At 46.4% G+C, this 13216-nt stretch carries 7 protein-coding genes; 3 read left to right on the top strand and 4 right to left on the bottom strand.

Annotated elements, in window-relative coordinates; all coding sequences use genetic code 11:
* Nucleotides 1-25: 25 nt before the first annotated feature.
* Both ABD014_RS19700 and ABD014_RS19695 read right to left on the bottom strand, forming a co-directional pair.
* On the bottom strand, nt 26-1342 hold the full coding sequence (locus tag ABD014_RS19700) for a DUF4179 domain-containing protein (RefSeq protein WP_343864010.1): 1317 nt from the start codon (nt 1340-1342) through the stop codon (nt 26-28).
* Nucleotides 1335-1835, bottom strand: a complete 501-nt coding sequence (locus tag ABD014_RS19695) for a sigma-70 family RNA polymerase sigma factor (RefSeq protein ID WP_343864008.1) — start codon at nt 1833-1835, stop codon at nt 1335-1337. The genes ABD014_RS19700 and ABD014_RS19695 overlap by 8 nt, the downstream gene beginning before the upstream one ends.
* A gap of 361 nt (nt 1836-2196) precedes the next feature.
* Between ABD014_RS19695 and ABD014_RS19690 the strand changes: the two genes are divergently transcribed.
* Together ABD014_RS19690 and shc are read left to right on the top strand one after the other, a co-directional pair.
* Complete coding sequence (locus tag ABD014_RS19690; protein ID WP_343864521.1) at nt 2197-3561, top strand: TrkH family potassium uptake protein; 1365 nt, start codon at nt 2197-2199, stop codon at nt 3559-3561.
* A 560-nt stretch (nt 3562-4121) separates the two neighbouring features.
* Nucleotides 4122-6017: a squalene--hopene cyclase gene (gene shc / locus ABD014_RS19685; protein WP_343864006.1), complete on the top strand. Its 1896-nt coding sequence runs from the start codon at nt 4122-4124 to the stop codon at nt 6015-6017.
* Between the two features lie 373 nt (nt 6018-6390).
* On the opposite strand, the gene ahpF is transcribed toward shc, so the two are convergent.
* Nucleotides 6391-7923 (bottom strand): alkyl hydroperoxide reductase subunit F, encoded by a 1533-nt coding sequence (ahpF, locus tag ABD014_RS19680; RefSeq protein ID WP_343864004.1) that lies wholly within the window; start codon nt 7921-7923, stop codon nt 6391-6393.
* A gap of 11 nt (nt 7924-7934) precedes the next feature.
* Nucleotides 7935-8498, bottom strand: a complete 564-nt coding sequence (ahpC, locus tag ABD014_RS19675) for an alkyl hydroperoxide reductase subunit C (RefSeq protein WP_343864002.1) — start codon at nt 8496-8498, stop codon at nt 7935-7937.
* Nucleotides 8499-9080: 582 nt separating this feature from the next.
* Here ahpC and ABD014_RS19670 point away from each other — a divergent pair.
* Nucleotides 9081-13031 (top strand): endo-1,4-beta-xylanase, encoded by a 3951-nt coding sequence (locus tag ABD014_RS19670; protein ID WP_343864000.1) that lies wholly within the window; start codon nt 9081-9083, stop codon nt 13029-13031.
* The last annotated feature ends 185 nt before the right edge of the window (nt 13032-13216 follow it).

The following is a 13216-nucleotide window of genomic DNA, read 5'->3' as shown; positions in this document are numbered from 1 at the left end:
AAGATGAAAAATCATTCAACGCACATTATTTTAATGGCACAACGATTCCATTTATACGCAGCTCCTTGATCGCTTCAACATCTAGAGGAGCTTCATGTTTCACTGTAAACCTCCCCTCTGCTTCCTGGGATTCAATACGGCTATTCAGCTCTATACTCGTTCCATCCTTCATCACAAGTTCTACTTGTAAGGGGGCAATAGACGGCAGTGAACTGACAATATGGACACCAAGGGGCGTTAAAGTAACCTGATCGAAGTGTACATCACCTACATTTACATCTTTAGCAACTTTTTTCGTGGTATCTACCGCATCAAACTTAAAGGTTGTCTCCCAATTGCCTGTGGTAAAACTATTATTTTTGACAAAGTAACCATATAAGTCATAATTGTCAATCTCAGATTCATTGATATCAAATATATATTCGACATATTCATCTCCATAGACTGCCTTACCCTGTTGATCTACTCCGAAATGAACACTACCTCCCCTAACACGCTCGCCCTTCTTATTTTGCAGATAGAAGTATCCATGATTATCCACGCTCTCCTGCCACTTAGTCTGGACATGAAGTCTTCTATTCACAAAACCTATATTAGAGATATAGGCAAAATTAATCTTAGGAATATCCTTATGAATCTCATCTGTTCTTAAAATATCTATAAACTCCTTGTCCTTTAACTCCTTATATAACTCACCTCCGCCTCCAGAAATGTTGTTCATATCGAGCGTTTGTGTGTCAATCGGTCTATTCACGATATCTTTCAGGTTAATCTCAGTATTTTCTAGATCAAATTCCTCTCTATGACTTAGGAAGGAACTGAGGCGAACAGTCACCTTGCTGCCATTCCATTGCTTCCCACCATGAGAGACCATTCTAATCGTAGCTGTACGAGAGGTTTCATCATAATCAATCAGTTCATGCGTAAAGCTTCTCCCCCCACTGATCCAGTAATTATACAAATCAACCGTATGATCTACCCGATCTCCTGTTAGGTCTTGCAACGTTAAATAAACAACGGCCTCATCCTCATCATTTATTGCTGCCAGGACTTCCATCTTGATCCCTTGATCTTCAGCAACCAACTGAATGGGTTGAAGGAGATAGACATAGGGGACTCCCAGCTGCTCTAATATTGCTCGAAAAGTAGGAACTTGTGCTGCTATGACAGGAACGGAGACCATCACGCAAATAAAACAAGCCACTATGAAGGCCACAGATCTCCGATATGTACGCTTTCTTGGTGCTACAGCGTAGCGAATTCTACCTTCTAATTCATGACTCACTTTTACGGCACTTAACCTGGCATTAATCACTTCTTCGAGATTAATCCTACTATTCATCAGCCTGCCATCCTTTCAAGTTGAATTTTAGCTTCTCACGAGCTCGCTTCAACCTTACAGAGATCGTAGATTCTGGTACCTGCAACGCTTCAGCAATCTCTCGAATTTTCATGTCCTGATAGTAATAAAGGAGAATAACCTCCTTATACTTCGGAGACAACTTCATAATCTGACTTAATAAAGCATCATCCTGCCTATCATGAGTCTTAGCTGGTATCTGCTCCAGAGTGAACGAATAATCAATACGTCTCCACCACGAACTTCGCTGAATATTCTTGCAAACATTTATGGCGATTCGCATAATCCATGTTTTCTCACTAGATTTGCCTTGAAACTGTGAATAACGCTGATAGACTTTCACGAAGGTATCTTGCACCGCATCTTCTGCTAAGCTCAGATCCTTCAGATACAACAAACACATTCGCAGAAGAGAGTCCCCATATTCCTCGATTAATCTCTCAATATCAGGTTCTTCCCTCTCTAGATCTATCATAAGTGTCCCTTCCCCCCCTTTCTACAATTAGACACAGGAGAAGCTGTTTTTCTTTCATTAATAAAAAAATAATTAAACCCCTCTAATGTACCATAGAGTGATGCATCTAAAACTATATTCGCAATATCATCATCGATCACTATTTGGATCTTCTTACTCATCAAGATATAGAGATAGACAAGAGTAAAGTAGGTGTAAGAATATAACCGAAGCACTATTATTTACTACCCTTTACAAGCCGAAACACAGAGGGTATGATAAACACGATTCAATTTTAAACTTTCTTTGAAGCTGTCGGAAGAGTCATCTCTTTCGTTGGCTTCTTTTTACGATATATGAATTGGAGGACATGTTGTTGGCCCTGTTAAGAAATATGCGAGGTTGGCTAGAAAAACGCTCACCTGCTCAGGTTATATCCGGCTATTATTTACTTGCTGTAACGATATCTATTGGATTATTCAGCCTTCCAGGTGTATATCGACGTGGCACTGAGGTGAGCTTCTTTGATACGGTGTTCACTGCAGTTAGCGTAGTAAGTGACACAGGGCTTGCTGTACTGAATGTGGCAGACACCTTTAGTGTGTTTGGATACTTCATTATTATGTTAGTGCTGCAGTTCGGTGGTCTTGGGATTATGGCGATGAGCACCTTCTTCTGGATCCTCATCGGACGCAAAATTGGACTACGCGAACGGCAGCTTATCATGATTGACAACAACCAGTTTCAATTATCAGGACTGGTTCAATTTATCAAGGAAATTCTAAGAATCATTTTGCTTACTGAGCTCATTGGAGCTGTTATTTTCGGACTTCATTTCCTTAATTATTTCCCAACCTGGCATGAAGCCTTCCTACAAGGTTTATTTGCATCCGTTAGTGCAACGACGAACGCCGGAGTGGATATTACAGGACAATCACTGCTGCCTTTTGCCAATGATTATTTTGTACAAGTCGTTACCAGTATCTTGATCATATTTGGAGCCATCGGATTCCCTGTACTGATTGAGATTAAGACTTTTTTATCGAGAAAAAGGGACAAGCAGGCTCCACCTTTTCGCTTCTCGCTATTTGCCAAATTAACGACATCGACGTATCTCATTCTTTTGGTTATTGGGACTATTCTTATCTTCTTGCTTGAATATCAGCATTACTTTAAAGGAATGTCATGGCATGAGATGTTCTTCTATTCGTTCTTCCAATCTACTTCAACCCGAAGCGCCGGATTAACGACGATGGATATCACTCAATTGTCAGAGCCTACCCTGCTTGTCATGAGCATCTACATGTTCATTGGTGGATCTCCAAACTCTGTAGGCGGAGGAATTCGAACCACGACCTTTGCAGTGTGCATCTTATTTATGTATAACTACGTCAGAGGGAATCGTGAGATCAAAATTTTCAATCGAGAAATTCATCCGGATGATGTTATGAAATCACTGGCGATTATGCTGCTTGCCATTGTGATGTGCGGGACCTCCGCTATTGTTATCAACATTACGGATCCACATCACCAACTGATATCGATCATTTTGGAGGTATGCTCTGCCTTTGGTACGGTGGGAATGTCCACAGGCATTACACCAGAACTAAGCGCCTTTGCGAAGTGTTTGCTGATGCTGCTCATGTTCATTGGTAGAATCGGTCTGACATCGTTCATCTTCATTATTGGGGGCAAGAAGAAGAAACCGAAAATTAATTATCCTGTGGAGAGAGTTATTTCGGGGTAATACAGGGGTAATACAGGAGTAATTCATATAATGGACTATAGGGCTGTCTCAAAAGTCGATCTTCCGACTTGGAGACGGCTCTTTTGTGTTTGACCTGACCACTCAGACGGACATTATTGACCGTTAGCGGTGATTCTTTGGCATCTTGCCCCTGTAACGGACATTGATGTCCATTACAAGGGGGAAATGTCGAAGAAAACCACATTATGTGCTTCTAATGGTCAAAAGTGTCCGTTAGAAGAGCGTAGTTGTTCTTTTCTTGCTCTAACGGTCATTTTTGACCGCTTGATAAGTGTGATCACACTAGTTTTCATCTCATAAGGATATTTCCCCCCGCCCACATTCATATAATTCTAAAAGTGCGTGTTCAAAAAGGCCGGTTTTCAGCACCGAGAATGAAGCTAGGGCATGAGGAGCGGAGCGTACGTTGTGAGTACGTGAGCACCGGAAGGCCCGGCTGAATTCAAGATTCGATGTCGAATTTGCTTCCTGATTCACTTCGTGATCAAAAGCGGACTTTTTGAACAACCTCTAAAAACACCCTCGGAGGTACTAAGGAAATGGGCGATGTGCTGAGTGCAGTAGATGACGAAATAGAGAGGCTGACGACGGCGCTGATCGAGCAGCAGGAGCAGGATGGGTCCTGGCGTTTCTGCTTTGAGAACGGGACAGCCATCGATGCTTATGTCATTATTCTCTTTCGAGTGCTGAATATCCCGAACGAGGCGCTGATTCGGCAGCTGCATGACCGGATTCTTGCTGCGCAGCAGCCCGATGGCTGCTGGAGACTGTTTACCGATGAAGAGGAAGGGAACTTGTCCGCTTCGGTTGAAGCTTACTACGCCCTGCTCTACTCCGGGTACAGCCAGACAGCAGACGAGCCTATCCAGCGGGCTAGACGATATATTTTATCCAAAGGTGGTCTCGGCAAAATCACCAATATTCTAACGAAGGCTATTCTCTCGATCACCGGACAACGAAAGTGGCCTGCTTCCATCTCCTCGATCCCGCTAGAGATCATGCTGTTCCCCAAATATTTTCCGATTAATATATATGATTTCTCAGGATATTCAAGGATTCACCTGATCCCGATGCTCATTATGGGCGACAAGCAGTTTTCGATGACCAACGCTCATACGCCAGATCTGTCTGATCTTCATATGCGACTAATAGATGAAGAAGAAGAACCACTCCCCCGCGGATACCAGGAGTTGCAGGATAGCATGAAGACGGGTCTAAGCTGGCTGATCGGTACTCGACGTCATATCCATGAGACCGCGATAACCAAAGCGGAGAAGTTCATACTCAAGCGAATCGAAGCTGACGGCACCCTCTACAGCTACGCCAGCAGTACGATCCTTATGATATTCGCCTTGCTGGCCCTGGGCTATGAGCAGCAGCATCCTCTGATCACGGATGCCATTCAGGGGCTTACCGATATGCAGTTCCACTATGACGGAACAACGACGATACAGAACTCTCCTTCGACGGTATGGGATACGGCGCTGCTAGCCTACGCCTTGCAGGAGGCCGGGGTTCCCGCTAATCATCCAGCGATCCGGCGTGCCGCCGCGTATCTACTGCCTAGACAACAGCATAAGACCGCTGATTGGAGTATTCACAATCCGGGAACCCAGCCTGGGGGCTGGGGATTCTCAGAGACCAATACGATCAATCCTGATGTGGATGATTCCACCGCGGCTCTACGGGCAATCCTAAGCTTCTCCAATAGCGATCCTTCCTACCTGAAAGCGTGGAATCGCGGACTGAATTGGGTTCTCTCTATGCAGAATAAAGACGGAGGATGGCCCGCATTTGAGAAAGATACAAACAACGAAATGCTCACCTGGCTCGCTATCGACGGGGCCAAGTCAGCGGCCATTGACCCCTCAGAGGCGGATTTGACCGGGCGTACCTTAGAGTATCTTGGAAACTTCGCTGGACTGGACATTCGATACCCATATATCAAGCGGGGAACAGAGTGGCTGATCGGACATCAAGAGAAGGATGGTTCCTGGTACGGAAGATGGGGCGTCTGTTATATCTATGGAACTTGGGCAGCGTTGACCGGATTAGCCGCAGTTGGCCTCCCCGCCAGCCATAAGACCGTACAACAAGGAGTCCGTTGGCTCTTGGACATTCAGAATGCGGACGGTGGATGGGGAGAATCCTGCCGAAGCGATCGACTGCGGCGTTATGTGCCCTTAGGGGAGAGCACACCCTCTCAAACCGCGTGGGCGTTGGACGCGCTCATCGCTGTTCAGGCGCAGCCAACACCAGAGATCGATCTAGGAATACAGAGGCTTATCGCTTTACTTCACGAAGACGACTGGAAGAGTACCTATCCGACAGGTGCTGGCCTTCCTGGCCACTTCTATTCCCATTATCATAGCTACCGCTATATCTGGCCGCTTCTTACACTGAGCCACTATAAGAAGAAATTTGGAAATGATTGATGTTATGCCACCCGGTGCGTGCCACGGTAGAGTCTCGCTTCTTATCATAGCTACCCATAGCGATGTCCGTGTAATTATTGTTCGCAACTATATCGTCCCTCAATGCCGCTATCTCCACCAAATTAAGCATTCTAAAAATTTCATTTCCATTAGTTCTCAAAACACCACATTTAGCGCAAAATAACGTCGCTGATTTCCGTTAGAATCCAGTAACTTCATATTTACAAAAAACCCCAGCCCTCACCCGGGCTGGGGTTCTTCAATGGACGCAGGAGCCATCCTTCTAGGAACGCACGTATAAGCGTAATCCCAAGCAGGTACATTCACGGTGCTGTCGTGAACTTAGGCCCTTGCTCCATGATCTTAATAAGGTTTATTGGTTCCGGATCATATAATCGAACGCGCCAAGCGCTGCAGTAGCACCGGAGCCCATCGAGATGATGATCTGCTTGAATGGAGCATTCGTGCAGTCGCCTGCGGCAAATACGCCAGGAACGGTCGTTGCACCGCGGTTGTCTACGACAATCTCACCCATACGAGTACGTTCTACGGTGTCGGCTAACCAATCTGTATTCGGTACAAGACCGATTTGGATAAATACCCCTTGCAGATCGATATGCTTCTCTTCACCGCTCTCACGCTCGATGTAAGTTACACCGTCAACCTTGTTGGTTCCGGTAATCTCCTTCACTTGAGCGTTCTTGAGTACTGTGGTATTCGGCAAGCTGTTCAGACGTTCTTGAAGAACGGAATCAGCCTTCAATTCTGGCATGAATTCGAGGACAGTAACATGACCAGCGACGCCTGCCAGATCAATTGCTGCCTCCACACCAGAGTTGCCGCCGCCAACAACAGCAACATGCTTGCCAGCGAATAGAGGACCGTCACAGTGCGGGCAATAAGCCACACCCTTGTTCTTGAACTCTGCTTCGCCAGGTACACCCAGGTTACGCCAACGAGCACCTGTGGACACAATGACGGTCTTACTCTTCAGAATCGCACCGTTCTCCAATTCAACCTCTACGAAGTCTTTCTTCTCGAGACGCTTCGCAAGCTGAGATTTCATGATGTCGATGTTGTATTCCTTCGCATGCTCCTCAAGGCTGGCAGCAAGCTTAGGACCTTCTGTATATTTTGTACCGATCAAGTTCTCGATACCCAGCGTATCATTCACTTGTCCGCCGAAGCGTTCAGCGATAATACCTGTGCGAATGCCTTTGCGTGCTGCGTAGATCGCTGCGCTCGCGCCAGCTGGACCGCCACCAACAACCAATACGTCGTATGGCTCTTTATTATCAAACTCGGAAGTATCCTCCGAGCTGCCCATTTTATTCAAAATATCTTCCACCGTCATACGGCCGCTCTCGAAGAATTCAGCATTGAGATAGACACTTGGCACCGCCATAATGTCCTTGCTCTCTACTTCTTCCTTGAAGGCTGCACCGTCAATCATGGTGTGGGTAATATTAGGATTAAGCACGCTCATCATGTTCAGCGCCTGTACAACGTCAGGACAGTTGTGGCAGGACAAGCTGACATAAGTCTCAAAGTGATATACACCTTGAATGGCCTTAATCCGATCAATAACGCTCTGCTCAACCTTAGGCGGTCTACCGCTAACTTGAAGCAAAGCGAGTACCAACGAAGTGAACTCATGGCCTAATGGTACCCCAGCAAAAGTAACGCCAGTGTCCTCACCTACACGGTTTACGCTAAAGCTTGGAGTTCTAGGCAATGTAGTATGCTCTATCGTAATTTTATCAGACATGCTGGATAGTTCATTCACTAAATCCAGCATGTCGTTAGATACCGAATCGGATCCTGCACTGACCTTCAGCAGAACATTGCCTTCCAAGAGCTGGAGATATTGCGCCAGTTGTGATTTGATGTCTGCATCCAGTTTCATGATCTCTCTCCTTAAATCTTGCCTACAAGGTCAAGGCTAGGCTTCAGAGTTGCTCCGCCTTCCTTCCACTTAGCAGGGCAAACTTCACCCGGATGGTTGCGAACATATTGAGCAGCCTTGATCTTGTCGATCAGAATGCTTGCGTCACGTCCGATGCCGCCGGCAGTAATCTCAACCGCTTGAATCACTCCGTCTGGGTCGATGATGAAGGTACCGCGGTCTGCCACGCCATCTGCTTCAATCAACACGTCGAAGTTGCGGGAAATTGTATGTGAAGGGTCGCCAATCATAATGTAAGTAACTTTGCCGATGGCTTCGGAGCTATCGTGCCAAGCTTTGTGTACGAAATGGGAATCCGTAGATACGGAGTATACTTCAACACCAAGCTCCTTCAATGTTGCATATTGATCTTGCAAGTCTTCAAGCTCAGTAGGGCACACGAATGTGAAGTCTGCAGGGTAGAAGCAAACTACACTCCATTTTCCTTTGAAATTCTCTTGAGTGACTTCAACGAAATCACCGTTGTGATAAGCATCAGCTCTAAATGGTAGTACTTCTGTTCCAATCAATGACATGATTTTTCGTACCTCCCAGGTATATTGGTTTAAATGAAGATTAGCATAGAGACATTCGAGCAGTGGCATGCACATTTCTCAAGTAAGCTATACTAATTTCTTATTTATAATAATTATTATATATTAATCATTCTCAATGTCAAACCAGTTCACCAAGTCTTCATATTCTTAGTATTCACAGGAGTTCAGTTCTCATTCCTCCGGATGATTATAAATTCCCACCTATAGTATGACCACTTCTAATCCTGTCCTCAGCGCATAGACTCCCTCCCATGCAAGTTCGTTCTTCGTCTTGTTAGCAAGGATAACTCTTATCACACTGCTCTTGATATACATGATCTCTATTTAAATAGGATAACTCTTTTTCTGGAAAATAGATGTAGCTATTCTCGCAAATAGGAGCTAAATCACGAGAAAATCTACATATTCACAATGATATGTAATAATATCGGAACCTTCTTTAATTCTGAACTAGAGGCTAAATTGAAAAAATAATATGATTTGGTTCTGAAAGGAGGATCTGTTCCACGATACATGAAAGCGCTTAACCACAATATTTATAAGGGAGGGTGCACAGAACGAATGACTAAAATGATCAAACGATCCATCGCGATCTTGCTTGCAGCAATCCTATTCATCCCTTCGGGCTGGATAGCTACTGGAGCAAAGGCTGATACTGAGGGAGCTTCGGCGCCAGTAACAGTTTATCACGAGACCTTTGCTAACGGTAAAGGGGCAGCTCAACAATCGGGCAGCGCCTTGCTGGAGCATGTCACGGGTAAAGATTTTGAAGGAAATGAAGACGGCGGAGCGTTATATGTAAGCAACCGATCAAACAACTGGGATGCGGCTGATTTCAATTTCGCGGACATTGGTCTGAAAAATGGTAAGACCTACACGGTGACCGTAGCTGTGTATGTTGATGCGGGTGTGAATGTGCCGAGTGACGCTCAAGCTTTCTTACAAACGGTAGATAGTTATGAATGGCTAGACGGTGCAAAATTTGAAGCAGGAAAGGGCTTAACCCTATCCAAAAAGTTTACCGTTGATACATCCAAGGATCGGGCTCTTCGAGTCCAATCCAACGACCCCGGTGCCACAGTTCCATTCTACATCGGAGATATCCTGATCACCGAGGAGTCGGGTGGTACTGAACCAGAACAGCCTAGACCGCCAGCGAAGGAATTCACTACGATTACCTTTGAAGATTTGGAGATGGGCGGTTTTGGTGGGAGGTCAGGCAAAGAAACATTGACCATTACAGATGAAGCCAACCATACCGAGGGCGGATCCTACGCTTTGAAGGTCGAAGGCAGAACAGAGACTTGGCACGGTCCGTCCCTGCGTGTCGAGCAGTATGTCGACAAGGGCAGTGAATATAAAGTGTCGGCTTGGGTCAAGCTGATCGATCCGGCAAGCTCACAAATTCAATTGTCTACGCAGATTGGCGATGGAGGCAGCGCGAATTATGTTGCCCTCTCACCCAAAACCATCAGCACCAATGACGGCTGGGTGCAGTTCGAAGGAAGCTATCGTTATAACAGCGTCGGCGGCGAATATCTGACGATCTACGTTGAGAGCTCGAATAATGCGACGGCCTCTTTCTATATCGATGATATCAGCTTCGTGAAAATCGCAGGCCCAATCGATATCCAGAGAGATCTAGCTCCAATCAAGGATGTATATAAAAATGACTTCCTGATCGGCAACGCTATTTCGGCGGAGGATCTGGATGGCATACGGCTTGACCTGCTGACCATGCACCATAATGTCGCTACGGCAGGCAATGCTATGAAGCCGGATGCGCTGCAGGGCGAGAAGGGCAAATTTACTTTTGACGCAGCGGATGCCATGGTAAATAAGGTACTGGATGCAGGCATGCAAATGCACGGGCATGTCCTTGTGTGGCATCAACAATCGCCTCCATGGATGAATACGACTGACAACAAGCTCCCTCTGGGTCGCGAAGAGGCCCTCGAGAATTTACGGAACCACATCAAGACCGTGGTGAAGCATTTCGGGGACAGGGTCATTTCCTGGGATGTCGTAAATGAAGCGATGAACGATAACCCGAATAACCCTTCCGATTGGCAGGGAGCGCTGCGCAAGTCTGAATGGTATCAAGCCATCGGTCCGGATTATGTCGAGCAGGCCTTCCTTGCAGCCAGAGAGGCAGTTGAAGAGAATAACCTCGATATCAAGCTGTATTACAACGATTACAATGATGACAACCCGAATAAAGCGGAGGCCATCTATCAAATGGTCAAAGAGATCAACGATAATTATGCCAAAGACCATCCCGGCAAGCTGCTAATCGACGGTATAGGCATGCAAGCACACTATTCGGTGAATACCAACCCGGCCAGTGTAAGAGCATCCCTGGAGAAATTCATCTCCCTCGGTGTCGAGATCAGCATCACCGAGATGGATATTATGACCGGAAGCAACTATGAGCTCTCTGACAAGCTAGCCAAAGCCCAAGGTTATCTGTATGCACAGCTATTCAACATTTACAAAGAGTATTCTGATCATATCAAGCGTATTACGTTCTGGGGATTAGATGATGGGACGAGTTGGAGAGCTGAGTTCAATCCACTGCTGTTCGACAAGAATCTGCAGGCCAAGCCAGCCTATTATGGCGTCATCGATCCTGATAAATATATGGAAGAAAATCAACCTGAGCAAATCGATGCTAAACATTCCACAGCGAACTATGCCACTCCTGTAATTGACGGAAGCATAGACACGGTCTGGAGCAATGCCCCAGAGATGCCGATCAATCGGTATCAGTCAGCTTGGCAAGGGGCTACCGGTGTAGCTAAAGCGCTATGGGACGATCAGAACCTGTATGTATTGATTCAGGTCAGCGACTCACAGCTTGATAAATCAAGCGCTAACGCTTGGGAGCAGGACTCCGTTGAAGTATTCGTTGACGAGAACAATGCCAAGACTTTCGTCTATCAGGATGACGACGGACAATATAGAGTGAACTTCGACAACGAGACTACTTTCAATCCTGAAAGTATCGCCGAAGGGTTCGAATCAGCGACCAAGATTTCAGGCTCCAATTATACGGTTGAGATGAAGATCCCGTTCAGGACGATCACTCCAGCTAATAATACAAAAGTAGGCTTCGATGCACAGATTAACGATGCCAAGGACGGCGCCCGTCAGAGTGTCGCAGCATGGAATGACACGACAGGCAATGGGTTCCAGGACACCTCTGTCTTTGGTGTTCTTACTCTCACCGGCAAGCCCGGCAGCTCCAATGGTGGCGGGAGTAATGGCAGCGATAGCGGTAATAGCAATAATAGCGGCAATAGCTCTAGTAACAGCGGTTCTGTTCCATCGGCGCCTACCGTAGAGAACAAAGACGGTGTTGTAACGATTAAACCGCAGGTGAAGAACGAGAATGGAGTAGCCAAGATTACGATCTCCAATGAGACGCTGAGCAAGGCGCTTGAGCAGGCTGCAATCGGAGCTAACGGCAAGAAGCAAATCGTCATCGATGTGCCGAAGCAGACGGATGCGGAATCTTACGAAGTGCAATTGCCGTCTCAGCATTTGACAGGTCAAGTAGATTTCGATCTGCTGTTGCAAACAGAGCATGCATCCGTTCGAATTCCAAGCCAAATGCTATCCAACACAACTGTGGAAGGAGAACAAGTAACCTTCCGCATCGCCAAAGCCTCTGCAGAGGGGCTATCTAGCTCTATCCGCGAGCGTATTGGCGATCGTCCGATGATCAAGCTGAGCATATCGGCCGGAGATCGCGTAATCGCATGGAATAACCCTGCTGCACCTGTCACGGTATCTATTCCTTATACACCGTCAGCGGATGAACTGGGCCATCTGAATAATCTCGTCATTTGGCACATCAATAGCGAGGGCAAGGCAACGCCTGTTCCGAACGGACGATATGTTGCAGCAAGTAAAGCGGCTGTCTTCCATACAACCCATTTCAGTACTTATGCTATAGCCTACGTATCCAAGACCTTCGGAGATCTGTCTGGGGTTGCTTCGGATAGACAAGCGATCGAGACGCTAGCAGCCCGTGATATTATCAAGGGCATGAACGAGAATAGCTTCTCTCCGGAATCTCCGATCAGAAGAGCCGATCTTATCACGCTTCTAGTGAGGACACTTGAACTGCAAGGAACGAGCAGCAACGAAGGGACTTTCAGCGACATTCCTGCAGGCGCTTATTATAGTAAGGAACTGGCTATCGCTAAGGAACTCGGTATCGCTAATGGCTATCAGGACAACACTTTCAGACCAAGCAGTACAGTCTCCCGGCAGGATATGATGGTTATGACGACACGTGCGCTTGCTGCAGCTGGCATACAACTGGAAGGCAGCGGTGGGCTCGACGCGTATTCGGATGCAGCGAGCATATCCGGTTACGCCTTAGACAGCGCCACTACGCTGATCAGCAGCGGAATTGTAAGCGGCAAGGATGACAAGATTGCTCCTCATGACCCGGTTGCCCGGGCCGAAGTAGCGGTGATCCTGTACCATATTTGGAACCTATAATGTAAGCGAAACAGCAAATATAGTTCAATATGAGCTTCACGCAGATATTAAAAATAACACCGATTCAATCATGAATCGGTGTTATTTTCTTGAACTTCATGGAGATTATTGGAACATCTAAATAGTAACCATTACATTTAATCAGCCAGTCGCCGCAATTGATGGGCAACTGGCTGTTCTACTTA

It is taken from the genome of Paenibacillus motobuensis (assembly GCF_039521865.1).
Lineage (GTDB): Bacteria > Bacillota > Bacilli > Paenibacillales > Paenibacillaceae > Fontibacillus > Fontibacillus motobuensis.
Note: the sequence above shows the minus strand (reverse complement) of the source record. Positions and strands in the feature narration are given on the sequence as shown.